At 61.9% G+C, this 25,087-nt stretch carries 28 protein-coding genes; 8 read left to right on the plus strand and 20 right to left on the minus strand.

What is annotated here, in order from left to right; translation table 11 throughout:
• Positions 1–200 precede the first annotated feature (200 nt).
• Positions 201–2,351: a TonB-dependent siderophore receptor gene (locus KW062_RS18165; RefSeq protein WP_105755944.1), complete on the plus strand. Its 2,151-nt coding sequence runs from the start codon at positions 201–203 to the stop codon at positions 2,349–2,351.
• Between the two features lies 1 nt (position 2,352).
• Here the strand turns inward: KW062_RS18165 and KW062_RS18170 are convergent, their stop codons facing one another.
• From KW062_RS18170 to KW062_RS18220, 11 genes are all read right to left on the minus strand, one after another.
• A complete protein-coding gene (locus tag KW062_RS18170; RefSeq protein ID WP_027616249.1) occupies positions 2,353–3,762 on the minus strand; it encodes a purine-cytosine permease family protein in 1,410 nt (469 codons plus the stop codon).
• Positions 3,763–3,808: 46 nt separating this feature from the next.
• Positions 3,809–4,549, minus strand: coding sequence for a TorF family putative porin (locus KW062_RS18175; RefSeq protein WP_027616248.1), 741 nt, complete (start codon positions 4,547–4,549; stop codon positions 3,809–3,811).
• A 101-nt stretch (positions 4,550–4,650) separates the two neighbouring features.
• The gene (locus KW062_RS18180) at positions 4,651–6,393 is read right to left on the minus strand and encodes an amidohydrolase (protein WP_105755943.1); all 1,743 of its coding nucleotides are present in this window, start codon (positions 6,391–6,393) and stop codon (positions 4,651–4,653) included.
• Between the two features lie 184 nt (positions 6,394–6,577).
• The gene (locus KW062_RS18185) at positions 6,578–7,573 is read right to left on the minus strand and encodes a helix-turn-helix transcriptional regulator (protein WP_027616246.1); all 996 of its coding nucleotides are present in this window, start codon (positions 7,571–7,573) and stop codon (positions 6,578–6,580) included.
• Positions 7,574–7,790: 217 nt separating this feature from the next.
• Positions 7,791–8,696, minus strand: coding sequence for a SphA family protein (locus KW062_RS18190; protein WP_105755942.1), 906 nt, complete (start codon positions 8,694–8,696; stop codon positions 7,791–7,793).
• A 39-nt stretch (positions 8,697–8,735) separates the two neighbouring features.
• On the minus strand, positions 8,736–9,797 hold the full coding sequence (locus tag KW062_RS18195) for an NADH:ubiquinone reductase (Na(+)-transporting) subunit F (protein WP_105755941.1): 1,062 nt from the start codon (positions 9,795–9,797) through the stop codon (positions 8,736–8,738).
• A 10-nt stretch (positions 9,798–9,807) separates the two neighbouring features.
• Positions 9,808–10,167, minus strand: coding sequence for a phenol hydroxylase subunit P4 (locus tag KW062_RS18200; RefSeq protein WP_105755940.1), 360 nt, complete (start codon positions 10,165–10,167; stop codon positions 9,808–9,810).
• A gap of 58 nt (positions 10,168–10,225) precedes the next feature.
• Positions 10,226–11,740 carry an aromatic/alkene/methane monooxygenase hydroxylase/oxygenase subunit alpha gene (locus KW062_RS18205; RefSeq protein ID WP_027616242.1) on the minus strand — a complete coding sequence of 505 codons (1,515 nt, stop codon included), beginning with the start codon at positions 11,738–11,740 and terminating at the stop codon, positions 10,226–10,228.
• Positions 11,741–11,773: 33 nt separating this feature from the next.
• Entirely contained in the window at positions 11,774–12,043 is a 270-nt protein-coding gene (locus tag KW062_RS18210) for an MmoB/DmpM family protein (RefSeq protein ID WP_027616241.1), read from the minus strand.
• Positions 12,040–13,035 carry an aromatic/alkene monooxygenase hydroxylase subunit beta gene (locus KW062_RS18215; protein WP_105755939.1) on the minus strand — a complete coding sequence of 332 codons (996 nt, stop codon included), beginning with the start codon at positions 13,033–13,035 and terminating at the stop codon, positions 12,040–12,042. Before KW062_RS18215 ends, KW062_RS18210 begins: the two co-directional genes overlap by 4 nt.
• Before the next feature lie 19 nt (positions 13,036–13,054).
• Entirely contained in the window at positions 13,055–13,300 is a 246-nt protein-coding gene (locus tag KW062_RS18220; protein WP_027616239.1) for a phenol hydroxylase subunit, read from the minus strand.
• A 361-nt stretch (positions 13,301–13,661) separates the two neighbouring features.
• Between KW062_RS18220 and KW062_RS18225 the strand changes: the two genes are divergently transcribed.
• Positions 13,662–15,347: a sigma-54-dependent Fis family transcriptional regulator gene (locus tag KW062_RS18225; RefSeq protein WP_027616237.1), complete on the plus strand. Its 1,686-nt coding sequence runs from the start codon at positions 13,662–13,664 to the stop codon at positions 15,345–15,347.
• Between the two features lie 42 nt (positions 15,348–15,389).
• Here the strand turns inward: KW062_RS18225 and KW062_RS18230 are convergent, their stop codons facing one another.
• From KW062_RS18230 to KW062_RS18240, 3 genes are all read right to left on the minus strand, one after another.
• Positions 15,390–15,740: a BON domain-containing protein gene (locus KW062_RS18230; protein WP_027616236.1), complete on the minus strand. Its 351-nt coding sequence runs from the start codon at positions 15,738–15,740 to the stop codon at positions 15,390–15,392.
• 81 nt (positions 15,741–15,821) lie between these two features.
• Positions 15,822–16,325, minus strand: coding sequence for a VOC family protein (locus tag KW062_RS18235; protein WP_027616235.1), 504 nt, complete (start codon positions 16,323–16,325; stop codon positions 15,822–15,824).
• Positions 16,326–16,382: 57 nt separating this feature from the next.
• Positions 16,383–16,787 (minus strand): hypothetical protein, encoded by a 405-nt coding sequence (locus tag KW062_RS18240; RefSeq protein WP_027616234.1) that lies wholly within the window; start codon positions 16,785–16,787, stop codon positions 16,383–16,385.
• A 179-nt stretch (positions 16,788–16,966) separates the two neighbouring features.
• On the opposite strand from KW062_RS18240, the gene KW062_RS18245 reads away from it, so the two are divergent.
• From KW062_RS18245 to KW062_RS18260, 4 genes are all read left to right on the plus strand, one after another.
• Positions 16,967–17,500: an AAA family ATPase gene (locus KW062_RS18245; protein WP_027616233.1), complete on the plus strand. Its 534-nt coding sequence runs from the start codon at positions 16,967–16,969 to the stop codon at positions 17,498–17,500.
• On the plus strand, positions 17,497–18,009 hold the full coding sequence (locus KW062_RS18250; RefSeq protein WP_105755937.1) for a GNAT family N-acetyltransferase: 513 nt from the start codon (positions 17,497–17,499) through the stop codon (positions 18,007–18,009). The genes KW062_RS18245 and KW062_RS18250 overlap by 4 nt, the downstream gene beginning before the upstream one ends.
• Positions 18,010–18,534 (plus strand): HIT family protein, encoded by a 525-nt coding sequence (locus tag KW062_RS18255; RefSeq protein ID WP_105755936.1) that lies wholly within the window; start codon positions 18,010–18,012, stop codon positions 18,532–18,534. It abuts the gene before it with no gap.
• An 85-nt stretch (positions 18,535–18,619) separates the two neighbouring features.
• Positions 18,620–19,066: a c-type cytochrome gene (locus tag KW062_RS18260; RefSeq protein ID WP_081786270.1), complete on the plus strand. Its 447-nt coding sequence runs from the start codon at positions 18,620–18,622 to the stop codon at positions 19,064–19,066.
• A gap of 186 nt (positions 19,067–19,252) precedes the next feature.
• Here the strand turns inward: KW062_RS18260 and metC are convergent, their stop codons facing one another.
• On the minus strand, positions 19,253–20,428 hold the full coding sequence (gene metC, locus KW062_RS18265) for a cystathionine beta-lyase (protein ID WP_256350811.1): 1,176 nt from the start codon (positions 20,426–20,428) through the stop codon (positions 19,253–19,255).
• A gap of 133 nt (positions 20,429–20,561) precedes the next feature.
• On the opposite strand from metC, the gene KW062_RS18270 reads away from it, so the two are divergent.
• Together KW062_RS18270 and KW062_RS18275 are read left to right on the plus strand one after the other, a co-directional pair.
• Positions 20,562–21,446 (plus strand): LysR substrate-binding domain-containing protein, encoded by an 885-nt coding sequence (locus KW062_RS18270; RefSeq protein WP_105755934.1) that lies wholly within the window; start codon positions 20,562–20,564, stop codon positions 21,444–21,446.
• Positions 21,447–21,589: 143 nt separating this feature from the next.
• Positions 21,590–22,516 (plus strand): AEC family transporter, encoded by a 927-nt coding sequence (locus tag KW062_RS18275; RefSeq protein ID WP_105755933.1) that lies wholly within the window; start codon positions 21,590–21,592, stop codon positions 22,514–22,516.
• Here KW062_RS18275 and KW062_RS18280 read toward each other — a convergent pair.
• From KW062_RS18280 to KW062_RS18300, 5 genes are read right to left on the minus strand one after another with little or no spacing between them, the layout of a single operon-like run.
• The gene (locus tag KW062_RS18280; protein WP_105755932.1) at positions 22,513–23,073 is read right to left on the minus strand and encodes a nucleotidyltransferase family protein; all 561 of its coding nucleotides are present in this window, start codon (positions 23,071–23,073) and stop codon (positions 22,513–22,515) included. The two genes, KW062_RS18275 and KW062_RS18280, sit on opposite strands and share 4 nt — an antisense overlap.
• A 2-nt stretch (positions 23,074–23,075) precedes the next feature.
• The gene (locus KW062_RS18285; RefSeq protein WP_105755931.1) at positions 23,076–23,783 is read right to left on the minus strand and encodes an RES family NAD+ phosphorylase; all 708 of its coding nucleotides are present in this window, start codon (positions 23,781–23,783) and stop codon (positions 23,076–23,078) included.
• Complete coding sequence (locus KW062_RS18290; protein WP_027616226.1) at positions 23,777–24,181, minus strand: antitoxin Xre-like helix-turn-helix domain-containing protein; 405 nt, start codon at positions 24,179–24,181, stop codon at positions 23,777–23,779. The genes KW062_RS18285 and KW062_RS18290 overlap by 7 nt, the downstream gene beginning before the upstream one ends.
• Positions 24,182–24,238: 57 nt before the next feature.
• Positions 24,239–24,673 (minus strand): MAPEG family protein, encoded by a 435-nt coding sequence (locus KW062_RS18295; protein ID WP_027616225.1) that lies wholly within the window; start codon positions 24,671–24,673, stop codon positions 24,239–24,241.
• Entirely contained in the window at positions 24,670–24,990 is a 321-nt protein-coding gene (locus KW062_RS18300) for a hypothetical protein (protein ID WP_027616224.1), read from the minus strand. Before KW062_RS18300 ends, KW062_RS18295 begins: the two co-directional genes overlap by 4 nt.
• Between the last annotated feature and the right edge of the window lie 97 nt (positions 24,991–25,087).

The raw sequence follows: 25,087 nt of genomic DNA on the forward strand, positions 1-25,087 counted from the left end.
GTCTAATACTGGAGTGGTTTTTTTGTGGGAGCTTGCAAGCGATGTACACAAACAGATCGCCTTCGCGGACAAGCCCGCTCCCACATCAATGATCATCGTCTTGTATGATGCGCCGCGTAAAAAATCAGCCGCATCGCGCAGTGGCTGACCTGTGCCCGGAGGTCGCGTGGCCAGGGATTTCAGTCATCAAGGAGCTTTACATGGATTGGCTTTACCGGACTTCCCCGCTGACTTTCAGCCTGCTGCTGTCCAGCGCCCTGCCCTCGCAGGCCGCTGAAACCCTGCTGCCGGCGGTCACTGTGAACGCCGAGGAGCCGTCCGGTTACCAGGCCAGTGAGGCCTCTGTCAGCGGTTTCGAAGCAGCGCCGTTGCTCGACACGCCGGCCTCGATCACGGTGATTAACGATGCCCTGATCAAGGACCAGCAGGCCCGCCTGCTCAGCGACGTATTGAAAAACGATGCCTCGGTGGGCCAGAGCTATGCGCCAATCGGCTACTACGAAAACTTCGTGGTTCGTGGTTTCTCGCTGAACGCGGCCAGCAGCTACAAGATCAATGGCCGGACCATCGCCGGCGAGCAGAACGTCGGTCTGGAAAACAAACAGCAGGTGGAACTGCTCAAGGGCCTCGCGGGGCTTGAGAGCGGGGTCAGCGAGCCCGGCGGGCTGGTCAATTACGTGACCAAGCGACCGACCGATGTGCGCTCGGTCACGGTCTCCACCGATGATCGCGGCAGCGGTTACCTGGCCACCGACGTCGGCGGGTTCTTCGGCAGCGAACAACAGATCGGCCTGCGCGCCAACCTCGCACACGAGGACATCCACTCTTACGTCGAGCACACCAACGGCCAACGCGACTTTGCCGCGCTGGCCCTGGACTGGACCATCAGCGACGCGGCCCTGCTGCAACTCGACGTCGAATACCAGAACCGTCAGCAGCGTTCGGCGCCGGGCTATCAGTTGCTCGGCGGCACCGAGCTGCCGCACCACGCCTCGCCCAAAAAGCTACTCGCCCACCAGAGCGGCGCCAATCAGGTGACCACTGACGCGCTGAACCTCAACGGCAATTTCGAATACCGCTTCAGCGACACCTGGAAAGCCAACCTCAGCGCCTCGCGCAGTCGCGTGGTGATCGATGACTACAGCTCGTTCGCCTGGGGCTGCTATGGGGCGGCCAGTTGCAGCGATGTGGCCGTGCCCAATCACTTCAGCGCCGAAGGCGATTACGACCTCTACGACTTCCGCAGCCCCGACGACACCCGACGCAACGACGAAGTGCAGGCCACCCTCAGCGGCCGCTTCGACACTGCAGGCCTCGGTCATCAGCTCACCGTTGGCAGCAGTGCCTTTCGGCGCATCGTTGACAAGCGCGAGCCGATCAACCAGATGATCGGCAGCGCCAACATCGACAGCGAACCCGAGGATTTCCCGCGTTACCAGGGACCGCTCAACGACGCCTACCGCCACCTCGACAGCCGCCAGTACGGGCTGTTTTTCAACGACCGGATCAGTTTCAACGAGCAGTGGCAGACCGTACTCGGCGCCCGCGAAGTGCGCCTCGACGAAGAAACCTTCGACAGCCAGGGCGACACCACGCGCCATACCCAGCGCTATGAGTTCCTGCCCCAGGCCGCATTGATCTACAAACCGCTGCCGGAGCTGGCGCTGTACACCCGTTACAGCAAGGGCTTGTCCTTGGGCAGCGAAGCGCCGTGGTTTGCCAGCAACGCCTTCGAAATTCTCGCGCCCAGCGTGTCGCGGCAGATCGAGGCCGGGATCAAGTACGACTGGCAGCGCATCAGCCTCGGCGCCGCGCTGTTCGAGATCCGCCAGGCCTACCAGTATTCGCGGCCGAATGCCGACGGCAGCTTCACCTTCGTCGAGCAGGGTGACCAGAAAAACACCGGCCTGGAGCTGTCGGCCAATGGTTGGGCAAGCCAGCGCCTGCAGATTTCCGCAACTGTCGCAGCGATCCGTTCACGGGTCAGCGGCAGCGGCACGCCCGCCTATGAAGGGCACCAGACGATCAACGTACCGACCCTGCGCGCCAGCCTCTACGGCGACTACGCACTGCCCTGGATCGATGGCCTGGCGTTGCTGGGTGGCGTGCAGTACAGCGGCAGCAAATACGCCAGCCAGCAAGGCGAGGCACAAGCCGGAGCCTATGCCGTATTCAACCTTGGCAGCCGCTACAGCACGCGCATCGACGGTTATGAAACGGTGTTTCGCCTGAGCGTCGACAACCTGTTCGACAAGCGTTACTGGCGCGATGTCGGGGAATACATGGGCGACAACTACCTGTTCCAGGGTGCACCGCTGACCGCACGCCTGAGCGCGTCGGTGAACTTCTGATTCAGACACCTCGGTGTGTCAGACCCGCCGCCACACCCGCAGGCCGAGCCAGGCAGTAGTACATCACCCCCGGCACCACCAGCCCGACGATCCAGGAAATGTCCACACCACCCAACTGCGCGACCATCGCTCCGGAATAAAAGTGAGTATCGACAAACGGCAACTGGATCAGCACGCCGATCACGTACACGCTGATGCCCAGCACGTTCCAGCCGCCATAGCGCCCCGCCGGGTCGGACAGGGCCGGGATGTCGTAGCGTTCCTTGTTGATGAAGTAATAATCCACCAGGTTGATCGCGCTCCACGGGGTGAAGAAGGTCAGCAGGAACAGGATGAAGTACTTGAACGAGTTGAGGAACGAGTACTGCCCCAGCAGCGCCAGGGTGGTGGACGCGGCGACGATCAGCAGGACGAAGACCATGCGTTGCCCGGCGCTTATTTCCAGGCGCCGGCGCCAGCCGCTGATGATGGTGGCGATGCACATGAAGCTGCCGTAGGCGTTGAGGGTCGAGACCGTGACCTTGCCGAAGACCACGCTCAGGTACAACAGCGACGCCATCACTCCAGTGCTGCCCAGGCCAACGATGGTCGCCACTTCATGGCCACGGAAATTCGCCCCGGCCAAGGCAGCAGCGAACACCCCGAGGACCATCGACGCCTGCGCCCCGAGCACCGTGCCCAGGCCAACGGCGGCGAAGGTTTTCCAGGATGACGTGTTGCTCGGCAAGTAGCGCGAGTAATCGGCCACGTACGGGCCAAAGGCGATCTGCCAGGAAGCCGACAGCGACACCGCCAGCAGGAAGGTGCTCCAGTTGAAGTGGCGATTGTCGAGCAACAGGCCGATATCGTTAAGCGTCAACAAGCGAGTGAACAGGTAGGCAAAGGCGATGATCCCCAACACGCTGGCGACTCGCCCGACAATGTGAATCACCCGATAACCGAAGATCGTCAGGAAGGCGATGCTGGCGGCGAAGATCAGGATCCCGGCGCTGTCGCTGACGTCGATCAACTGGGCAATCGCCTGCCCGGAAAGCACTGCGCCCGTAGCGCTGAACCCGAGGTACATCAGGCACACCAGGACGATCGGGATCGCCGCGCCATAGACCCCGAACTGCACGCGGCTGGAAATCATCTGCGGCAAGCCGAGCTTCGGCCCTTGCGCGGCGTGCAGCGCGACCACCGCGCCGCCCAGCACCTGGCCAAGCAACAGGCCGATCAGCGACCAGAACACGTCGCCCCCCAGCACTACAGCCAGGGCGCCGGTGACGATGGCGGTGATTTGCAGGTTGGCTCCCAGCCACAGGGTGAATTGGCTCCAGAGGCTGCCATGACGCTCGGCCTCGGGAATAAAATCGATCGAGCGCGACTCGATCAGTGAGTGACGCTTGGGGTTATCGATGACCTTGGTCATGAACGGTATTTCCTGGATTTATTGTTTTGGTGGACCGCAGGCGGCGTTAAAACGCCTTGCTGGCGCTGACCACGACGGTCGCCGAGCACAGGTCGTCGAAGCCGTACCAGTTGGCACATTCGCTTTTTTTCAGGTTGGTGTCGATGTAGCTCAGCCCCCAGTTGACCCCGAGAAAGTCCCGAGTGAGCTTGGCTTCCCACTCGTAGTAGGTGGAACGACTGTCGCCGTTGGGCGAGACGAAAGCTTCGTCTTTGACGTCATTGCGGCCGACCCGCAGGTCGAGGCCAAACTCGGCGGGCAAGGACAGGGTGTAGCCGAGGTAGGCGTAGAAGGTGTCCTGGTCCTCGCCAAACACATTGGGCGTGTCGCTGGAGTAATAGGTGCCGAGCTTCACGCCGTACAGATCGAGAATCGCGTAGACCTCGCTGAGGTTGAATTGGGCTTCCTTGGGATAGTCGTACTTGATGTAGCCCAGGTCGAGGCTGATGGCGTCCGTGGCCTGCCAGAAATAGCCGGCGTAGTACTCCAGTTCCTGGCGGGTCTTGAAGTCATCGCCGAAGTCCACGCTGGAGGTCCAGGCGCCGACATACAGGCCGCTGCTGTGGGTCAGGGTCGCGCCGAATTGCGCCGCCGGATCGCCGAGGCTTTGCGAGATGCCACGGGAGCGATAGTCACTGGTGGCGGTGACGATCATGTCGAGGTTGAAATCGTCGTTGAGCGTCACCGCTTGAGAAGTCAGGGGCGCGAGGACGCAACCGACCAAGGTCAGGACCGAGAATGCTTTCATGGGGAACCCTTGTTGTTATGTGTGTGCGGGTAATTGCGGGCACGGCGTTGCCGGCCCCCGCGTGTTGCACGGGGCCCGGACGAGATGCAGCGATGGCGTGATCAGGAGGCTGGGGCGTAGACCTGCTTGCCGGCGAAGAAGGTCTTGAGCACCTGGGTTTCGAACAGTTCGTCGTCGCTGACCTTGAACACGTCGCGGTCGAGGATGATCAGGTCAGCCTGTTTGCCCGGTGCCAGCGAACCGATCTGCTGTTCCAGGCGCAAGGTCTTGGCGGCGTTGAGGGTGTAGGCCTGGAACATGCTCTGGCGATCGAGGCTTTCCTGGGCATTCAACACACCGAGTGGGCCCTTGCGGGTGCTGGCCTGGGCGATTGCATTGAACGGGTTAGGACTCGACACCGGCCAGTCGCTGCCGCCGGCGATGGTCGCACCGGCGTCATGCAGCGACCTGGCCGGGTACTGGTAGCCATAGGCGAACGCGCTGATGTACGGCTTGACCAGTTCGACGGTGTAGCTTTCGCCAGTGGCCCACAGCAGTTGCATCGAAGCGATGACCCCCAGTTGCTTGAAGCGCGGGAACTCCTTGGGGTTGACCAGTTGCAAGTGGGCGATGCTGTGGGGCACCGGGGTCGGGCTGAGTTTGCGCGCGTATTCGACGCCGTTCAGCACCTCGCGCACCGCACGGTCGCCGACCGCGTGAGTGTGGACGATCCAGCCGCGTTTTTCCGCCGCCACCACCAACTCGCCGAAGTGCGCCGGGTCGATCAGCAACTGGCCGTTCTTGTTGCTGTTCTTGAACGGTACGATGACCGCTGCGGTCTGGCCGGGGAATTCGAGGATGCCGTCGGCAAAGATCTTGATCCCGGGGAAGGTCAGGTTGGGCACGCCCTGGAACTGCTGCATGACCTTGGCCACGACGTCCAGATCCTTGGGCTGGCTCTTCGGATTGGTCAGCAGCAAGGCGGCGACATGGGCGTTAAGCTCGCCTTTCTGCGCCAGCGCCTGATAGAGCGGCAACACGCCGACGCTGTCCGGACCAGCCCTGAAGTCGAACAGCGAATCTTCGCTGCCGGCGTTCGCCGCGGCATCCATCCAGGCGGTCACGCCATATTGGTTGTTGACCCGGACCGCTTCGCGGGCGGCTTGCAGCATGGTTTCCTTGCTCGGGGCGGGAATTGCACCGCGCACGATGTCCCAGCGCGACTCGGCAAAGTAGCCGGTGGGAGTGAAGTCCGCTTCATGCCCGACAAAGCTGCGGTCCTGCTCCGACAGCCCCTTGACCAGCGCAGCGTCGATCTTCAGGCGCTTGAGCATGGCGTTGTTGGCCCAGCCGGTGTGGCCGTCAATGCCGCTGAGTACGATGGGCTGATCGGCCCAACGGCCCTGATTGAAGCGCTGGCCCAGTTCGCGGGACTTTTCCCAGTAGGCCGAACTGGTCCCGGCGATGCTGATCACCTCCCCTGCCCTGGCGCGTCCGGCCTTATCCTGCTCAATGATCCACTTCTCCAGTTCGGCCACCGGCATGACTTCGTCCTGCAAATTGGCGCCCATGCTGTCGTAGGCGGCAACCACCGGATGGCTGTGGGTGTCGATCAGGCCGGGCATCAGCACCTTGCCGGCGAGGTCGATGCGTTGGGTCTTGGCATCCGCCAGGGCGGTGATTTGCGCATCGCTGCCGACCTTGAGGATCTTGCCGTCCTGCACGGCCACGGCCTGCACCAGCGCCTGGCCGGGTTCGGCGGTGTAGACCTTGCCGTTGAACAGCACCAGGTCGGCGGCGGCCATCGCCGGAACGGCGGCCAACGCCAGTGCGGCCGCCAACAGGTTGGGAATGAATCGTTGCATCGCTGCGCTCTCTTGTTGTTATCGGGCGATCGGCCAATGCCGCTTACCCAGGCAGGCACACCCTAGCGAACACGAGGGCAAAGCGGACCTCTGCAGATGAGGAGGGTCTGGGGTAAATCGATGATCAACACAGACCTGAACTGTAGGAGCAGCCCGGGCTGCTCCTACAGGGGGGGGACGGTTTTCAGGAATTCCCGCGCAGCGCCGAGCCCAGCTCAACCTTGCTCTTGACCCCCAACTGCACATAGCAATTGCGCAAATAAGTGCGCACCGTCGCCGGACTCAGGGTGAGGATTTTGGCGATTTCCTTGTACGAGTGCCCGGCTGCAAACAGCATCGCCGCCGTGCGTTCCCGGGGCGCCAGGACCACGCCGGGCGGGGGTGCTTCGAGGGACAGAATGACGTGCTCGGCATTCGGGCTCAGGGTCAGGGCCACACGTCCCAGGCGCATCACGCAGGGCACTGCGGGCAGTTGCGCGATCACTTCCGGCGGCAGCAGCGAGCCATTCCAGCCCGGCACTTCCCGTTCGATCGCCGCGCACAGCCGCGCGCCCACATACAGCAGGCTGCCGTCCTGGCGTGCCACGCCGAAATCGCTGGCGCCGTCGCCGGTGTCGAGGCGGATCATGTCCTGTACCTGGAAGCGCCAGAGTTGCAGCAAGTGCTCGCAAAACGCCGAGAACAAGGCGGCGTCCTGGTCGCAGAACAACGCGCCGTCGACGCCCCGGTACAGGCAGACGAAGAAATACAAACCGCTTTCCGGCAGTTCGAAGGTGATGTTCATCAGGTGGTAAAGGTCATGGCGTCGGGCGAATACGTTGACCGGTTCGTTGGGGTCGGTGAACTCGCTGTCGCGCATGACCTCGCCCAGACGGGTAAAGCTGTCATGGGCGAAACAGTCGAGCCCCGCCACCTCGCGCCATTCGCTGACAAAGGAGTCCGGCAGATCAATGCGCCCGTGCATCCAGTTCAGTGGCGGCGCGCTGGCGTCCGAGGCCGACATTTCGCCCCACCAGGCAGAGGCGAACGGCACCAACTGGCGAAATTCCTGCAAGCCCTCGGCGATGAAATGCGACCCGCCTCGCTCACGAGCCACCCGCGCCAACTGCAAAAGACAGCGATTGAACGCCGCAAGCGTTGCCATCGATATCTGCGCCGCACCCGCCTCACCCACCGCCATTGCCGCAACCTCGACCGCTGTTAGATATTTTTATCACGCGACCATGCCACAGGCGCGGCGGGGACGTCCACTTGTGGCCGAATCTTGTAATCCCCCTCACCCCTTGTAGGAGCGAGCCTGCTCGCGATAGCGGTGTGTCAGTCTCAGGAGTTATGGATGTGCCGCCGTCATCGCGAGCAGGCTCGCTCCTACAGGTTGTCGGCAATGGTTGTCACGCCTAGAACGGCACCGTCAGCTTCACCCAATACGCATCCCCCTGCGCCCGGTTGCGCACCTGGGTTTCCTGCTCCCACTTGGCGGTGACGAACCAGCCGTTGGTGCCGCTGTATTTGACCGAAGGGCCGATGGCCAGCGCCCTGCCTTTGTTGTCGGCAATCCGTTCGCCATCCTGGCGGTCGTCGGTGGTCTGGCGGTAGTAATAACCGCCGATGCCCAGCACCCAGCCATTGCCCAGCCCCCAACCCAGGGCGTAGTCGACATGGAACTCCTGCCCGGAGCGGTAGTCGGTCGCCGGGTTTTCGCGATTGAAGTCGTACATCAGCTTGGCGTCGAGGTTCAGCCCGTTCGGATCGATATAGGACATGGCATAGACCGGCTCGATCACCCAGTAATTGCGCCCGGTATTGGCCAGGTCATCGCGGTCGTAGCGACCACTGGGGGCGATCATGTCCAAGGCGAGGGTGCTGTGGAATTTCTCGCTGTGATGAAAACCCAACGCCGGGCCGAAGATGATATCCCCCAGGCCCTGCTTGCTTTGCGACTGGCCATTGAGTTCGACCTTGAGGTCCACCAGCGGCACGATGGCATGCAGTGCGACGCTGGCGCCGAACAGGCTGTAGTCGCTGACCCAGATCAGCCGTGGGGTGATCGCGTTGGCGCGCACGCGAAAATCCACCGGCAGCTTGTCGCCATCGTTGCCGCGCAGGTTGTCGGCCTCGTAGTGATTGACGAACAACTGCCCATAGACGCCCGGTGGCGGCATGGCCCCCGACATATAGTTCTCGGCACCCAAAGGGTAGGAAGTGCCACCGCCTTCGGTGGCCTGGCTCACACCGGGCAGGCTCGCGCCGAGGCCGATCAAGGCGACAGCGCTGAGAAGAGTGTTTTGCGGTCTGCGAATCATGGTTCAACCTTTATTGTTGTTATCGGTGGTAAAGACTTTTCAGATGCGTTTGAACAGGGCCGAACGTTGTCCATCAGCGGCGCCATCGGCGGCGCTGTAGAAGCGCTCCATGAAGATGTCGCGCTCGAACAGCCGGCCCTGCATCAGGCAGGTGATCGCCGCGTCGATCATTGGCGGCGGCCCGCACAGGTAGGCCTTGTTGGCGCTGAAGCGGGCGTCGAAGTGCTGTTTCGCCGCATCGTGCACGTAGCCGCGAAAGCCCTGCCAAGCCTCGTCATCCGCGGCCTGGCTCAGGGCCGGCACATAGCGGAAGTTGCTGTGGCGCAGCGCGAGTTCCTCGAACAATCCGTGGTTGTACAGTTCGGCGCGATTGCGCGCGCCCTGGAACAGCACCATCGGCCGCTCATCGCCCTGCTCCAGCAAATCGACAATCATCGACTGCGGGCTGGACAGCCCCGAACCGCCAGCGATGAAAATCAACCCGCCCGGTTGCGAGCCGCGCACGAAGAACTGCCCATACGGCCCCGACAATTCCAGCCCGTCGCCGACCTTGAGCGCCTGATGGATATGCCCGGTGACCAACCCGCCCTCCACCAGCCGCACATGCAACTCCAGCTCGTCGGCCCGGCTCGGCGGATTGGCCAGGGAGAACGCCCGGGTGCCCTCGATGCCCGGCAATTGCAGGTTGATGTATTGCCCGGCCTGGAACGCCATGGGCCGATCCAGCTTGAGGTGCACGCCCTTGATGGTTGGCGACAGGTCGACCAGTTGGCTGACCACCGCGCGATAGTCCTCCACCGGAAAAGCCTGGAAATCCGGATCGACGTCGATGTCGGCCTCGATCACCAGATCGCTGGTGGGCATGGCGCAACAGGCGAGGATCTTGCCCTCCTCGCGCTCCATGTCCATCAGGGCAAAGGTCGAGGCGGCGCCGATATCGACCTCGCCTTCCAGCACCTGGACCTTGCAGGTGGCGCAGGTGCCGTGGCCGCAGGCAAACGGCAGCCACACGCCCTGGCGCAACGCAGCCTGGAGAATGGTCTGGCCCGGCGACACTTCAATCTGCTCGCCGGTGGGTTCGATGGTTACCAGATAGCTCATGATCCTGTCCTCAGTTGCTGCTGCCGGCCAGCCCATTCAGGCCGGGGGTGACCAGGTTGAGCAGGCTCTTGTGAGCAATGCCGTTGGCGATCAGGCTCAGCTGCAGCTCGGGGGTGAACGGCTGGCCGTCGAGGCGCCAGCGGGCCTCGGCGAAGTTCACCTGACGGGCCTCCGGGTGCGGGGCGATGGCTGGCTTGACCACCTGCTCGAGGAAGTCGGCGAAGGCCATGTCCGGCGGCAACGGGAAAGTAAAGGGTGCGCAGAACATCAGGTGCCGGTCCCAGCCCAGGTACACCAGTTGCGCGCCGTTGAAGTGTTGCTGGCTGTCCAGCGGTTGGGCGCTGTACGCGCCAATGGCAGTCACGGGCATGATGAATTTTCCTTGTTATTGTCGGTGGAGGGGAAGCCGCCACGCAGGCGGCGTTCCGTCAGGCCGGGGCCTTGGTCTGCGGGTGCCAGGCTTGCCAGCGCTGATGCTCGGGCGAGTCCTGGTATTCGAAATTGTCCTGCCCGGGGTTGATGTTGTAGTAGTCGCGCACCACCGCCTCGACGTCGGCACCGCCGCAGTTGCCCTGGAGGATCTGGTGCACCGGCAGCCAGGCCTGGATGTACTTCATGGGCTCGTACTGGAAAATCTCGCAGCAGCCGTCGGAGCAGAAGTGGTAGCGCTCGCCCTCGTGCTCATGGCTGCGATGGCTGAGGGTGGTCGGGTCGTCCGGCTCGGTGAACGCCAGCGGGATCTGGCAGATCTGGCACAGCATCGGCAGGCTCGGGTTGTAGAAACGCTCGCCCTTCTCCTGCAAGGCACGCCAGTGTTCGTAGCGCGGCCGATAGACCGCGTCGAAGGTGTCCGGGTACTTGGCCGACAGCCAGTCCAACTCTTCGTCGGTGGGCATCCAGGTGTGGAAGTTGGTGGCCTGGCTGTACTGGTAGAAGATCGACCAGGCCTGGTGGCTGATGTGATCCTTGCCGATCTGCGCCTGCTCGACGTACTTCGGCGGACGGATGCCATAACGTTCCAGGTCCTTGAACAGCGCGCCGCCGGCGTCTTCGAAATAGACTTTCCAGGCCTCGGCCCAGGACATGACTTTGTTCGGCAGCATGTAGTCCATCATCATCCCGACCAGGGTCAGCAGGCGGTAGCCGCGCCAGAACCACTTGTCGATCCAGCGCTGGATGATCGGCACGTTGTCCTCATGCTGTTCGAGCATGAACTTGATCACTTCCAGGCCGAGGGTCATGTGCCGGGCCTCATCGGACTGCGCCGAGAAACCGAAGGTGACCGTGGCCATGTCGCCGTTGAACGCGGCGCCGGACATGAACGGTACGAACAGCAGGTTGGTCAGCACGTACTCGAACGAGAACGAAATTGCCGTGAGAAATTCAAACGGCCCGGCACTGCGGGCGTCCTCGAAGAACGACTTGGGCACCGAAAGAAACCACACGCGGTCGTGCATGTGGGCGAAGTCGTGCAGGCCGTTGAAGTGCTTGTTGTAATGACTCATGGCGTGGATCTGGGTCTGCACATGGCGCAGTTCGTCGATCGCCTGCATCTGGCACGCCACCCGCGCGCCGGCGCCGCCGAAGTGCCGGCCGACCCGGGCAAACCCCTGGTAGGCCTGATATTCCAATGGTGTGACGCCGGAGAGGAACAGCTTCAGCGCGTTGACATAACGGGCATCGGAGATGTTGGTGTGGCCATTGTTCTGCGAGAAGGCGTCGAGGATCGCGTAGAGCTTTTTCTCCTTCTCAGCCTGGTACTTCCAGTAGGCATCCATGGTCAGGCGGAACGGGTCTTCCCACTTATCCCAGTCGGTGATCTTGATCCCCTCGAAGCGCTCGTAGGGGAAGATGTCTTCCTTGCTCTGGTAGCTCGGCTCCCAGCCCAGGTCGCGGGTCATGCAGCGGTATTTTTCTTTCTGGTTCAGGCGTTTCGCGGCCATGGTGGCGGCACTCCTATTCTTGTCGTTGTAGAGTCAGTTCCAGTGCAGGGTGAAGCTGTCCTCGTCTTCCTCGACGTTGCCGCCCAGGGTGATGACGTCGATCAGCATTTCCTGCACGTCCCAGGTCCGGCCGATTTTTTCCTCGACCGTGGCGCGCTGGATTTCAAGGCGTTGCTCGGCCTGCACGCGGATCATCGCCGGCTGGTACTGGACCTCGGCATGGGGGTTGTCCTCGGTGATGGCTTCGACGATGTAGCGCGCGTTGTCGTTGTCCTGGAAGGCGATGTAGACGAGGGAGGTCATGCTGCTGCTCCTGTCAGGCCGAGCTTTTTCAGGCGGGCGCCGAACTCGTTGTCCACGGCTTGCAGGGCCTCGTGACCCGGACCGATGGCTGCCAGCGGCGCCAAGGCTTCAAGGGCGCGGCCGCGCCAGGTGGCGATCCAGCGTTCGAGCAACTCGCGGTTGGCCGGGCTTTCTGCCGCCACGGTCTTGACCAGGGCGTCGACCCAACGCTGGGTTTCGCCGAACCACAGGCGCATGAACTCGGTGAGCATGCCGACCTGGCCGTGGCCGGCGGCGCTCAGTTGTTCGTCGAATTTGCCGAACAGCAGCGGGTACAAGAGGCCGTCGCTGACCAGGTTCTGCGCCAGGGTCAGTTCAAACCAGTCCTTGATCACCAGGCTGTCTTCAACGTAACGGCGCACGCCCTGCCAGGCCGGGTCTTCGAGCCATTGCTGTTTGGCCTGGGCCAGCAGCGCCAAGCCGTCGTCTTCCAGCATCAGGCCGATGCGCGACAGGTACTGGGCGATCGCCAGGCGGTCCATGGCGTGGAACATGTGCATCTGGGTCACGCTGGTGCCGAAGCCATCAGCGGCGATCCCGCTGTTGTTCATGTTGGCGCCCATCTCGGCGTGGCGCAGCGGCAACAGCAGGCGGGCGATCTGCTCGCGGCTGTGCGGGTCGAGGCCAGCCAGCAGGTTGCGTTTCTCGCAGAATACGAAGTCGTGTTCGGCGTTCTCCTGCATCTTCGCCCGGGTCTGCACATAGGGGCCGTAGTAGAACTGGCGCGGGTCGCTGACCGTATACCAGTCGGCCATGACCACGGCGGTACGGCTCGGATCGTTGAGCAACTTGTCCGGCTGCCACAGCGGGCGGTAGTGAAAATTGCGCGCCGATTCGAGGTCGAAACTGGCTTCCTGGTAACGGCTCGCCGGTTTGTCGCCGAAGCGCCGACGGGTGTGGCTGAACGTGTGCCGGATCGGCTCGACGCTGGTGGTCTTGATTTCGATGTTCATCGCTTGCGTCCTGTTGTTGTTATTGGCTGTCGCCGTAACGCCACTTGTGCATGTCGTCGTCCACGGCCTGGGCCATGGCGGCATCCATGTGCCGAACGTGGTTGTGTTGGCAAAACTGCTCGAAGGCCTGCCGGGGCAGCACGAGCTCGACGAACAACTCCGGGTAGCCGATGGCGAAATCGAATTCGACAAAGGTCGCGTCCGGCTCGCTGCGTACCCGGACGTAGCGCGGCAGTTGGTCGAAGGGGGTGCCGGTGTCAGTCATGCTCGAAAACTCCCAGGTGAGGTACCAGGGGCTAGAGCAACAAGGGTGCCAAGGTCTTATTTTTTGAAATTAATTGTTTAGAAACAGATAGTTAACTGAAACCTTCGACTTCCTTGACGTCTGACAGCCCGGCCACCGGCCCGCTGGATTTGATCATTTGCTCAACCCGCGACCGGTCGATTGAGCAAATGAGCAATGACGCCGAGATTGACTTTCGGCGCGCTTTCAGGCGCCTTAGAAAAAGGAAACCCGAGCTCGCCATGGTGTAAAAAACCGCTCGTGGGGACTGATAAAAAACCTCCGCCACCGCCTGGGCGGAACGCGTCAAACCCCACATAACTACAATCAGGGGCGCACCTGCATGATCACCACTTACAAGGCCTCGCAGCGCCCGCCCGCGCTCAAGGACCTGACCGACCAGGTTCGCTTTCTAGGGACAGAGGGCAAGATCTGGCTCGACGAGCAGCGCATGTTGCTGGTTCAGGTCTCGATGATGGCTTCGTGTCGCCGCGAGCTGATCGAGATGCTCGGCGTCGAACGCGCCAAGGGCTTTTTCCTGCGCCTCGGCTACCAGTCCGGGCTCAAGGACGCCGAGCTGGCGCGCAAGCTGAGGCCCCACGGCAGTGACGTCGAGATGTTCTTCACCGGCCCGCAATTGCACTCGCTCAAGGGCATGGTCAATGTGCGTCCGCAAGCCATCGACATCGACCTGGAAAACGGCCAGTTCTATGCCGACATCGAATGGCAGGACTCCTTCGAAGTGGAGAACTGCCACAGTGAAAACCTGCATTCCGAGCAGCCGGTGTGCTGGATGTTGCTCGGCTATGCCATCAGCTACAGCTCGTTTTTCCTCGGCCGGCAGATCATCTACAAGGAAGTCAGTTGCCGTGGCTGCGGCGACGCGCAGTGCCGGATCATCGGCAAGCCGGCGGAACAGTGGGAGGACGCCGACGAGATCATGCGCTACTTCCAGAGCGACCCGATCATCGATGAGTTGCAGGCGCTGCAGGTGCAGGTGGCGAACATGCGCCAGCGCCTGCAGCTCGAGGCCGGCAAGTTCTACGGCATCGGCCAGTCGGCGATCTACCGCAAGACCTGCGGCCTGATCGACAAGGTGGCTGCCGGCAAAGCTTCGGTGTTGCTGCTGGGCGAGACCGGGGTCGGCAAGGAAGTCATCGCCCGCAGCCTGCACTTGCGCAGCGAACGCGCCGGCGGCCCGTTCATCGCCCTGAACTGCGCGGCGATCCCCGCCGACCTGATCGAGGCCGAGCTGTTCGGCGTGGAAAAAGGTGCCTACACCGGCGCCCAACAGTCGCGCATGGGCCGCTTCGAACGGGCCAACGGCGGCACTCTGTTCCTCGATGAAATCATCGAACTCACCCCACGCGCCCAGGCCTCCCTGCTGCGAGTTCTACAGGAACAGGAGCTGGAACGGGTCGGCGATTCGCAGACCCGCCAGGTCAACGTGCGGGTGATTGCCGCCACCCATGAAGACCTGGAAACAGCCGTGCGCGAGGGACGTTTCCGCGCGGACCTGTTCTATCGCCTGAACGTCTTTCCAGTGCGCATCCCGGCCCTGCGCGAGCGCCGCGAGGACATCCCGCTGCTGATCGAACACTTCCTGGAAAAGCTCCACGCCAGCTACAACAAAAAAACCCTCGGCCTCTCCGACCGGGCGCTGGAGGTCTGTCTGAACTATCCCTGGCCGGGCAACATCCGCGAACTGGAAAACCTGATGGAACGCGGGGTGATCATCACCGACGAAAACCAGAGCATCGCCGTCGACGCCCTCTTCCCCCACTCCCCGGAATTGCTCGAAAGCATCAGCGTGACCAGTGACGGCCGCCTGGTGGAATCCCTGCCAGGCAGCGCCAACGGCTGGATCGAGCAGATCGTCGGCAGCGGCATCAGCCTCGATTCGGTAGAAGACGCACTGATCCAGGCCGCGATGCAACGCAGCCAGCAGAACGTTTCAGAAGCCGCGCGCCTGTTGGGTTTGACCCGGCCGGCGCTGGCTTATCGGTTGAAGAAGACCGCGAAATCCTGAGCGTGGCACATCGCCGCGTCGCCGCTCGGGGTGGTCAGCCGGTCAGTGATCATCCTGCTTGCCCGACAACGGCGAGCGATACTCGCTGGCTTCCTCGGCATCGGGCGCCTGGGGCAGGTCGCCGGGATGGAACACGTGGGTCAGCAGGTCCCGGGCATCGACTGCCATGACGCCAGGGACGCTACGGGCCAGTTCGATGGCCCGTTCGCATTGGCGATGGGTCATGACCCGGCCGCTCAAGGTGACCGTGCCGGCGTGGGTCTTGACGTGGATCTGCAGGCTCAGCGCCTTATCGGCCATGGCCAGCGCCGACTTCACCCGGGTGGTGGTCCAGGTATCGTGGACCGCCATGCCCAGGTCCTGGGACAAATGCTGCAAGGTGTGGTTCTTCATGACAAAACCCTCCGTCGCTCGACCTGGCGTACTGAGAGTCAAAGGGCTGTGGAGTACGCGCCACAGCGCTGGCAACACTGATTAAGTATAGTCCTCGCGTGCAACTGCGCCCTTGAGCGCGGCCTCGATGGTGGCGATGTCGATCTTGCTCATGGTCATCATCGCGTTGAAGGCTCGCTGGGCCGCCGCCGGGTCGGGATCGCTGATCGCCGCCATCAGCATCCGCGGGGTGATCTGCCACGACAGCCCCCACTTGTCCTTGCACCAGCCACACTCGCTGGGCGCCCCGCCGTTGTCGATGATCGCGTGCCACAGGCGGTCCGTCTCGGCCTGGTCGTCGGTCGCCACCTGGAACGAAAACGCCTCGCTGTGCTTGAACGCCGGCCCGCCGTTCAGGCCCAGACAGGGGATGCCCATCACGGTGAATTCGACGGTCAGCACATCGCCCTGTTTGCCCGAGGGGTAATCCCCCGGCGCCCGGTGCACCGCGAGCACTTCACTGTCGGCAAAGGTCTTGGCGTAGAAGGTCGCGGCTTCCAGGGCGTTGCTGTCGTACCACAGGCAGATCGTGTTTTTACGGGCCATATCAAAGCTCCTCAATCAAGGAATGACCCGTTCATTCTAGACCCTGTACCCGGTGCCCTAGAGGGTGATGGTCGTGGCGGGATAAAACAGCACATTCAGCACCAAAAGCACGGCCCAGAAGCCGATCTCCAGGGTTTCGCTGAGCGGCTGGATACGTTTAAGCGCGCCGTAGACGTGCACCACGAACATCAGGCTGAACACCACGAAAAGGATGTCGAAGGCGTAGCTGAAACTGGTGCCGGTGGTGGACGAGCGCAGCATGGTGACTTCCACCACCAGAATGAACGCCCCCAGGCAGCGGCCAAAGTAGATTGCCAGGTGCTGGTGCTCGGGAATGGTCCAGCCCATCATCCGCGCCCAGGCAATCGGCGCGAGAAAGATCGGCAAGGCAAAAAACAGCGTGGTGACGATCATCAGGGTGGTGATGTAGTGCTGGCTGTACTGAGCGTAAACACCGAGCATGGCTGAACTCCTTTTCCGTGGGCGAGTCCGAAGCATTGCAGCCGGGTGAACCGGCGTCCAACGTTAACCAAGGATTCGCGACCAAAGAAAATGGGCTTGGGCCAAACGCACTACGACCCAAGTCGCAGGCGGTCGGGCAGATGCTTTAGACTCGCCGGTTTTGAGCAAGGGATCTGCTTATGCAACGCATCGTGATACTGGGCAACTCTGGCAGCGGCAAGTCCACATTGGCCCGCGCCCTCGGCCAGCGCCTGGGCGTGCCGGTGGTGCATCTGGACCGACTGTTCTGGGAACCCGACTGGGTCGAAGCCAACACCACACTGTTTCGCCAGCGCGTGCGCGAGGCCGTGGCCGGCGACGCCTGGGTCTGTGAAGGCAACTACTCGCGCAAGACTTTCGACCTGCGCCTGCCCGCCGCCGACCTGATCATCTGGCTCGACACCCCGCGCCACGCCTGCATGCGCCGGGTCATCCTGCGCAGCGTGTTGAACCGGCCACGGGCGGATAAGCCGGACGGTTGCAGCGAAAAACTCGACCGTGAGTTCCTCAAGTTCCTGCACTACGTCTGGCACTTCGATCGCGTGACTCGTCCCGGTATCGACGCGGTGCGACTGGCGGTCGCGCCGCAGGTTCCGGTGGTCCACTTGCGCAACCGCGACGAGATTGCCGGGTTCCTGCGTGCCCTGCCCGCCGGCGTGGTGCTCAGCTCATGAAGGCCATCAACATTCGCACGCTGCAAGCTGATGACGTCGAGGCGCTGCTGGCGTTCGAGCTGGAAAACCGTGATTGGTTCGAGCGCCACATCGACTCCCGTGGCTCGGCGTTCTACTCGGTGCAGGGCATCACCACGCACATCAGCGCCTTTCTGAATGGCTTTGCCACCGGCAACTGGCACCCCTTTGTCATCGAAGACCCGCAGGGCCGGATCATCGGCCGGGCCAATCTTAAGGACATCGACCGCGCCGGATTTCGTGCCGAAGTCGGCTACCGGATCGCCGAGGAGGCCTGCGGCCAAGGTCTGGCGACACGGGCGCTGGAGCACCTGATACGGGTTGCGCAGACCCAATGGAAATTGCGCGAACTGGTGGCCAGCGTGTACGCCAGCAACCTTGGCTCGGCGAAAGTGTTGGAACGCTGCGGGTTCACGCGTGAAGCGCTCGATCGCGAAGACGGCAGCCTGCTCGATTATCGCCTTGATCTGGTTACACAGGGGATCGAATGAATGGATATCCCGCCTCGCTTCATCATTCATGAGACCGCTCACTGGATCCTCAATCATCATATGGGGTCCGCGTTGCCTGGTTATCTGATGCTTGGCTCAAAAGTCCCTGTCCAGTCACTCAGCGACCTGCCCGCCGACGCCCTGGCTGAGCTGGGTGGTCTGCTGGCCCGGACCCAGAACATCCTGGAAAGCCAGCTGAAGCCGAAGTGGCTGTATATCAGTCGTTTTGGTCATGAGCCGGGGTTTGCGATTCATTTTCATTTCATTCCGGTTTATGCCTGGGTCGAGGCGCTGTTCTGGAAGGACCAGCGTTATCGCGCGCTGCAGACTTTCGGCTCGATCGCCGATGGCCAGCCGCTGACTGATGGGGCGGAGTTGACGTTGTTTATCTGGCGCGAGTTTGGTGAGAGTCCGACGCCACCGGCGGTGGAAGGGCCTTCGATTGGGGAGGTTATTGAAGGGTTGCGGAGAGCTTTTCGGGGGGGCGGCAATAGTCCCCTAATTGAATGCACCCCTGGCAATTGACACATCCAGAATCAGATGTGAAATTGCGACCCTGGGTGCAACCGCACTCATGGAATTCAATAACTAAAATGCTCAATGGATTGGCATGATTAACAACCCAGCTTCAACCCCGTCTCCATCGATTATCTTTTCCTCAAAGCCACTGCGCACATTACTAAAAACATCGTTGCTGGCTTTAACCGGCCTGACACTCATCACTCAATCAAGCCTGTCCTTGGCCGAAAACATCAACGGGAAAAACCTGTTCACGCAAAGATGCGCCATGTGCCATGGAGCCGATATCAAGGCAACAGGCCCACTGGCCAGGAAAAGCACCCCTCCTACACCCGACCTGACAACACCTGCCTTCAAGAAACGGCTCAATGAGTATCCAGGGGTTATTGTTTCGTCGGTCATTCTCAGACCGAACGGAAACCTAATTCCGAAAACCTTGCAAGAGAATGGCGTGAAGATCGCGCCACATGCCTGGAGTGTTAAGGATTTTCGGGATTTGAATCAGTACATGAGTGAGGTGATTTCGAGAGCGCGGTGAGTGCCGTGTCTATTCAGCAAGCGAGCGTTATCGTTGAGGTTTTTCCCGAGCAGGCTCGCTCCACAGTTTTGCGGTGGATGCTGTTCTTGTGATCAACCACAAACGTGTAGGAGCAAGACGCCAGCGAAGAAGCCCGAACAGTCGACATAAGTTGTCTGCCAGGCCGCCTTCGCGGGCAAGCCAGGCCTACAGGGAGCAAGACGCCAGATTCAATCGGGCAAAGCCGTTTTCCAAGTCGACAATCAGGTCCTGCACATCTTCCAGGCCGATTTGCAGGCGCAGGCTGTAGACACCCGGTTGCCATTGGGTCGCGGTGCGGTAGTCGGCACAGTTGAACGGGATGATCAGGCTTTCAAAGCCGCCCCAGGAAAAGCCCATGCCGAAAATCGCCATGTGATCGAGCATCCGCGCCACGTCCGCTCTTGTGTAATGCGCGTTGAGCACGATGGAAAACAGCCCCGAAGAGCCGGTGAAATCGCGCTTCCAGAATTCATGACCGGGGCAGTCGGCGAATGCCGGGTGCAGCACCCGGTCCACCTCCGGTCGCGCCGCCAGCCATTGGGCAATCTGCAGCGCACGGGCTTCGGCTTCTTTCAAACGCAGGTGCAGGGTGCGCAAGCCGCGCAAGGCGAGGAAGCAGTCTTCGGCGCCGGGCAGCATGGCCATGGCATCGTAGGTACGGCGCAAGGCCGGCCAGTTTTCAGCGTTGGCCGAGACCATGCCCAGTAGCAGATCGGAATGGCCGCCAAGGTACTTGGTGCCTGCTTCTACGGAAATATCCACGCCATGGGCATGGGCCTGAAAGAACAACGGCGTGGCCCAGGTGTTGTCGAGGATGGTCTTGATCTGGTGCCGACGCGCCACGGCGACGATGGCCGGCACGTCCTGCACTTCGAAGCTTTGCGAGCCCGGCGCTTCCATGAAGATCACCCGGGTATTGGCCTTGATCAGCGACTCGATACCGACGCCGATCATCGGATCGTAATAGCTGACTTCCACGCCATAGCGCGCCAGCAGGTTGTCGCAGAAGTTGCGCGCCGGTCGGTAGACGCTGTCGGTCACCAGCACGTGATCACCGGCACGGGTGGTGGCGAACAACGCCAGGGCAATCGCTCCCAACCCGGACGGCGACATCACCGTTCCCGCCGCACCGGTCAGTTGGGTCCAGGCGTTTTCGAGGTTTTCGATGGTCGGCGAACCGGCGGTGCCGTAGGAAAAGCGCGCCCGGCGATGTTCCAGGTCATCGAGCGAACCGTAGACGATGGTCGAGCCGCGATAGACCGGGGCGTTGACGAACCCGGCCTGCTCTTCGGGATTGCGCCCCAGCATCGTGAGTTTTGTACTGATATGGTGACGATCCACGTTTTTCTCCATCACACCCACCGAAAGCCCGAAACAAGCGGCGTAATGTAATGGATTTTACCCACGTCTGTAGGTTTCAAATGCCGGGGTCTGGCACTATCGGCCCTACCCCTCACTGAGCAGCCGTGCCCCTATGTCGATTCGCGCCCTTCGTACCTTGCTGGCCATCGCTCAACACGGCTCGTTCGCCCAGGCGGCGCAGAGCGTGCACCTGACCCAGTCGGCGGTCAGCCTGCAGATCAAGACCCTCGAAGAAACCTTCAACGCCGCACTCTTCGATCGCTCGCGGCGCCTGCCGGTGCTGACCGACGCCGGTCATGTGGCGGTGGAGCGGGCGCGGGAAATCCTCGCGCTGTACGACGGCATCGCGGTGGAGATTGGCGGCGACAATGAACTGCGCGGCCGGCTGAAGATTGGCGTCATCCAGACCGCACTGGCCAGCGTGCTGCCCCCGGCGCTGGTTGCCTTGGGCACCCGGCATCCGCACCTGCGCATCACTGTCAACTCGGGCATGTCGGCGGAACTGGCGACCCGGGTCGAGGCCGGCGAACTGGATGTAGCCGTCACCACCGAACCGGTCAAACCCCATCCCTATGGCCTGGTCAGCACCCCGCTGTACGAAGAAGGCTTCTGGATCGTCGCGCCCGCCGCCTTTGCCGGACAGGATGCCCGGCAACTGCTGGAGCAGCAGCCGTTCATTCGCTTCGATCGCCGCGCCTGGGCCGGGCGCACCATCGAGCGCGAACTGCGCCGGCTGCACCTGCGGGTGCAGACCAGCATGGAACTGGACAGCCAGGAGGCGATCATCCAGATGGTCACCCAGGGCCTTGGGGTGGCGGTACTGCCGTTATCCAGGCGCAATCTCGAACAGCTCGGCGAGCTGGCATTGCAGCCCTTCGGCTCACCGCAACGCCTGCGCCGCGTGGTCCTGCTGGAGCGCGAAGACCGCCCGCACGCCAGACTGGCGGCCGCCCTGGCGCAGGTGATCCAGGAGCAGGTGCAGACTGACGATCGATGAGAAAAACTTGTTGGTCAGTGAATTTTTAATCGTTTTTCTTTTGCGTTCACAGTTCTTATCGTAAGGCCCATCCCCACCTTGTTGGAAGGCGCCATGCCCTGCTCAATCCTCCCTGCTCATCAACCCTTGATCGAGCTGCATCGATGACCGCCCAGTTGCTGCTCGCCCTGGTGCCCATCGCCCTGCTGATCGGGCTTGGCGCCTGGCTTAAGCACAGCGCGTTTCTCGCCGACTCGTTCTGGGCCCAGGCCGAGCGCCTGGGCTATTACGTGCTGCTGCCCGCGCTGTTCCTGCACAGCCTGGCCACGGCCAAACTGCAAGACGTGCCGGTGCAAGGCATGATCGGCGTGCTGGTGTTTTCGACGGTGACAGTCGCCGCGCTGCTGGTGGGCGTCCGTCCCTTGCTCAAAGGCAACGATCCGGCATTTACCTCAGTGTTCCAGGGCGGTGTGCGCTTCAACAACTACGTCGGCGTCTCGGCGGCGGCCGGCCTGTTCGGCGCCCAGGGTATTGCCTTGGCGGCGGTGGCCAACGCGGCCATCGTGCCGACCGTGAATATCCTCTGCGTATTGGTGTTCGCCCGCTACGGCGCCGGTGGACGGATGCCGGCGCGTCAGGTGGCCCGGCAAGTAGCCCTCAACCCTTTGGTGCTGGCCTGTTTTGGCGGGATCTTGTTGCAGGCGCTGGGCCTGGGTTTACCGGTGGGTCTCGAACCGATGATCAAGGCGCTGGGTCAGGCTTCGCTGCCGTTGGGTCTGCTTTGTGTCGGCGCGGCACTGGATCTGGGCTCGGTGCGCAGCTGGATGCGGCCGCTGGCCTGGTCGTCGGTGTGCAAGTTCCTGATCATGCCGACGGTGACGCTGCTCGCCTGCCACCTCGCCGGACTGCAAGGCCCGGCCGCCATCACCGCCCTGCTGTTTCAGGCCCTGCCCACTGCCTCGTCTTCGTACATCATGGCCCGTCAATTGGGCGGCGATGCGCCCTTGATGGCCGGGATCATTGCCAGTCAAACCTTGCTCGCGGCGATCGCCCTGCCCGTGGCGGTGATGCTGCTGACACCGTGGATTTAAGGTTCGATGATCTTCAGCCAAGGCCAGCGCGCCTGGTAACTGGCGGCCTTTTGCTGGAACAGCTTCGGTTCGGGATTGATCGGATTGATGCGCAACAGACCCAGCTCGGTGTCTTCCAGGCCAAAGGGCGCATAGAGTTCGCCACTGTTCACATCGAGGCCAATACACGTGCCGGCGATCAGGTAGCGATCGACGCCGTCGCGAGTTGATTGCAGTTGCGGGTACGAATGATTGAAGCGCTGTTTGTACCAGAGATGAACCCGCGCCTGGTTCTTGAAATCGATCTTCGCGTCGAGGTCGTGGAACAGCTTGCCGGCGGTCTCGATCACCGCGTTTTCGGCTTCCCAGGACGTGTCCTCATCGAAGTAGAACACATCGTAATCCTTCACGCCCCACGCTGGCGGCTGTTGCGCCTGATGGTTCCACACGGCCTGGAACAGGCAACCCGCAGTCAGCATGCATTGGTTCAAACCCAATGCCGGCAAGCGCGAAAAGACCTGCTCATTCAGCGGGTTTTCCATAGCCAGTTCGATCAGGCCTTCGGCAGTCAGCGGCATATTCATTCCTTGAACGTGGGGGTTTGGGTGAAGCGGTTGACGCTGGTGATCTGGCCGTTCCAGATCATCTCGTAATGCTCGGTCTGCACCATCGAGGTCACCGGTTTTGGCGTCAACAGCGCCCAGCAGTGGCTGCCCGGCAGGCGTACCGAGTGGTAGCGAAAACCGGGGCTGACCGCGTCCCTGGCCGCCTTGCCGAAGATTTGAGCCTGGCTGTAGTCGTCCGGTGCGTAGATCGGATCGGTCAGCGGCAGCGGCGTCGCGTCCTGCATCTGCGCCTGGCTGAAGCTGCAGGACAGCCCACGAAAAACAAAGCGCTCGAAGCCCAGGCCCGGCACTTTCGACCAATACTGGTTCTGGTGATAGCGCACCTCGGCCAGCGCAGTCGGCATCGAATCGGCCAGGTACAGCACCCCGAAACGCCCATCGCTGAAGCGCGAGCCCGCCGGATTGACATGGGTAAAGGGCGCGATGGCGTAAGAACAACCGGGGATGCCGAAGGGGATCTCGCTGCGGCGAATCAATTCAAGTTGGCCAACTTCGTTTTGCAGCCGTGGATTGGTCAGCGCCTGGATCTGATAGAGCAGTTCGAACTCATCGGCGTCGGCGACGTCATCGAACAAAGCGATCGGCGGAAACTTCGAATTGACCAGCCGATAGGCCTGCAGCGATTCGCCTTTGAGCGTCGGCAGACGCTGCGCACTCACCACAACCCGCCCCGCAGCACATCGATACGCCGGTAGGTTTCGTAGAGGGAAATCATGTCGCCCTGGGCCATGATCTCCAGCGGACTGCGGCCGTTGAAGAACTCGTTGTGGTTGGCCAACGCGACGAAACCGTAGACGTTCTGCGGGTTGTCAAACACCAGGCGCAGGGCGGCGTGGATGTTCAGGACAAAACTGATGCGCTGCATCTGGTCGGCATCCAGGGCGACGGTCCAGGCCGGATCGCGCTGCCGGGCGCGGGTGTAGGTGCTGCGGGAAATGCGCAGGATGCGACAGGCCTGCTCGCTGCTGGCTTCCCACTTATCGAGGATCGCCACCGCAGCGCGCAAACCGGTCACACACTGCTGTTTGCTGAAGGCGGGTAAAGGTTGCGCGAGGCTCATGATCGACGGCTCTACTTGAATCTATAGAATCAAATGTAGTCTCGGTGAGTCTATAGATCAAGCTGATGTTCCGGTGAGTTGCAGGGCAATCAGCACCGCCAGCTGTAACAGACTGGCCAGTCCCACGGCATAGGTCAGGGTCCGCCACGGTTGCCGGGCGCTAAGGTACATCAGCGTGTGCAGCACCCGCGCCACGGTGAACAGGCAGAAGCCCGTCACGGTCGGCAGCCAGGCAGTGTGCAAGGCCACACACAAGCCGCCGAGTACGAAGAACAGCGGAATATTTTCCAGATCATTACTCCAGGCCCTGGCAGCACGGCGCACGACCGGCAGTTCCTCGGCGTTGGCGGCACGGCGGAAAAAGCCGGCGTCCTCGGGGTTGCTGAAAGCCAGGTGGCGCAAGCGGTGGAAACCCTGATAACAGGAGATCGCCAGCATCTTCAGACACAGCACCAGTACGCACAGGGCGTAGATCGACAAGGTGCTGCTCATGCCCGGCCCCTGCTGTCTGTGCTGAAGCCGTTGACCACGATGTACAGCAGCGGGCCGATGGAGACGAAGATCGCAGTAATCAGCAGGTACGGCAGCACACTGAGGGTCGAGCGGCCTTTGCGGCGCGCATCGCGATACATCCAGACCGCAGCCATGGCGGCGAGTAGATAGAGGTCGATGACCACTTGGGCGGTGTCCGGACGGGACAGCAGATCGAGGCCGAACGCGAGCAGCGATTGCTCGGCGATCAACAGGGACCAGGCGGTGTACAGGGAAAAGCCCAGCAGCGCGGCAAGGGCCAGGTAGGGTCGGTGCATGCGGTCCTCCTTGGACAGCGACAGGTGTGACTGACCCGGCCACGTTAGTGCTATGGTCGCGACGCCAGCAATGACCTGTGAGGTCATGGACGCCTTC

The organism is Pseudomonas fluorescens, from assembly GCF_019212185.1.
Classification (GTDB): Bacteria; Pseudomonadota; Gammaproteobacteria; order Pseudomonadales; family Pseudomonadaceae; genus Aquipseudomonas.

What these genes read in the sequence shown, in the direction of transcription:
- KW062_RS18245 (WP_027616233.1), top strand. Translation starts at nt 16,967, where the DNA reads ATGCAACGCATCGTGATACTGGGCAACTCTGGCAGCGGCAAGTCCACA.
- KW062_RS18180 (WP_105755943.1), bottom strand. Translation starts at nt 6,393, where the DNA reads ATGCAACGATTCATTCCCAACCTGTTGGCGGCCGCACTGGCGTTGGCC.
- KW062_RS18185 (WP_027616246.1), bottom strand. Translation starts at nt 7,573, where the DNA reads ATGGCGGTGGGTGAGGCGGGTGCGGCGCAGATATCGATGGCAACGCTT.
- KW062_RS18300 (WP_027616224.1), bottom strand. Translation starts at nt 24,990, where the DNA reads ATGCACCGACCCTACCTGGCCCTTGCCGCGCTGCTGGGCTTTTCCCTG.
- KW062_RS18260 (WP_081786270.1), top strand. Translation starts at nt 18,620, where the DNA reads ATGATTAACAACCCAGCTTCAACCCCGTCTCCATCGATTATCTTTTCC.
- KW062_RS18205 (WP_027616242.1), bottom strand. Translation starts at nt 11,740, where the DNA reads ATGGCCGCGAAACGCCTGAACCAGAAAGAAAAATACCGCTGCATGACC.
- KW062_RS18195 (WP_105755941.1), bottom strand. Translation starts at nt 9,797, where the DNA reads ATGAGCTATCTGGTAACCATCGAACCCACCGGCGAGCAGATTGAAGTG.
- KW062_RS18225 (WP_027616237.1), top strand. Translation starts at nt 13,662, where the DNA reads ATGATCACCACTTACAAGGCCTCGCAGCGCCCGCCCGCGCTCAAGGAC.
- KW062_RS18165 (WP_105755944.1), top strand. Translation starts at nt 201, where the DNA reads ATGGATTGGCTTTACCGGACTTCCCCGCTGACTTTCAGCCTGCTGCTG.
- KW062_RS18190 (WP_105755942.1), bottom strand. Translation starts at nt 8,696, where the DNA reads ATGATTCGCAGACCGCAAAACACTCTTCTCAGCGCTGTCGCCTTGATC.
- KW062_RS18255 (WP_105755936.1), top strand. Translation starts at nt 18,010, where the DNA reads ATGGATATCCCGCCTCGCTTCATCATTCATGAGACCGCTCACTGGATC.
- KW062_RS18280 (WP_105755932.1), bottom strand. Translation starts at nt 23,073, where the DNA reads ATGCCGCTGACTGCCGAAGGCCTGATCGAACTGGCTATGGAAAACCCG.
- KW062_RS18230 (WP_027616236.1), bottom strand. Translation starts at nt 15,740, where the DNA reads ATGAAGAACCACACCTTGCAGCATTTGTCCCAGGACCTGGGCATGGCG.
- KW062_RS18200 (WP_105755940.1), bottom strand. Translation starts at nt 10,167, where the DNA reads ATGCCCGTGACTGCCATTGGCGCGTACAGCGCCCAACCGCTGGACAGC.
- KW062_RS18250 (WP_105755937.1), top strand. Translation starts at nt 17,497, where the DNA reads ATGAAGGCCATCAACATTCGCACGCTGCAAGCTGATGACGTCGAGGCG.
- KW062_RS18215 (WP_105755939.1), bottom strand. Translation starts at nt 13,035, where the DNA reads ATGAACATCGAAATCAAGACCACCAGCGTCGAGCCGATCCGGCACACG.
- KW062_RS18235 (WP_027616235.1), bottom strand. Translation starts at nt 16,325, where the DNA reads ATGGCCCGTAAAAACACGATCTGCCTGTGGTACGACAGCAACGCCCTG.
- KW062_RS18170 (WP_027616249.1), bottom strand. Translation starts at nt 3,762, where the DNA reads ATGACCAAGGTCATCGATAACCCCAAGCGTCACTCACTGATCGAGTCG.
- KW062_RS18295 (WP_027616225.1), bottom strand. Translation starts at nt 24,673, where the DNA reads ATGAGCAGCACCTTGTCGATCTACGCCCTGTGCGTACTGGTGCTGTGT.
- KW062_RS18220 (WP_027616239.1), bottom strand. Translation starts at nt 13,300, where the DNA reads ATGACTGACACCGGCACCCCCTTCGACCAACTGCCGCGCTACGTCCGG.
- KW062_RS18175 (WP_027616248.1), bottom strand. Translation starts at nt 4,549, where the DNA reads ATGAAAGCATTCTCGGTCCTGACCTTGGTCGGTTGCGTCCTCGCGCCC.
- KW062_RS18290 (WP_027616226.1), bottom strand. Translation starts at nt 24,181, where the DNA reads ATGAGCCTCGCGCAACCTTTACCCGCCTTCAGCAAACAGCAGTGTGTG.
- KW062_RS18275 (WP_105755933.1), top strand. Translation starts at nt 21,590, where the DNA reads ATGACCGCCCAGTTGCTGCTCGCCCTGGTGCCCATCGCCCTGCTGATC.
- KW062_RS18240 (WP_027616234.1), bottom strand. Translation starts at nt 16,787, where the DNA reads ATGCTCGGTGTTTACGCTCAGTACAGCCAGCACTACATCACCACCCTG.
- KW062_RS18270 (WP_105755934.1), top strand. Translation starts at nt 20,562, where the DNA reads ATGTCGATTCGCGCCCTTCGTACCTTGCTGGCCATCGCTCAACACGGC.
- KW062_RS18210 (WP_027616241.1), bottom strand. Translation starts at nt 12,043, where the DNA reads ATGACCTCCCTCGTCTACATCGCCTTCCAGGACAACGACAACGCGCGC.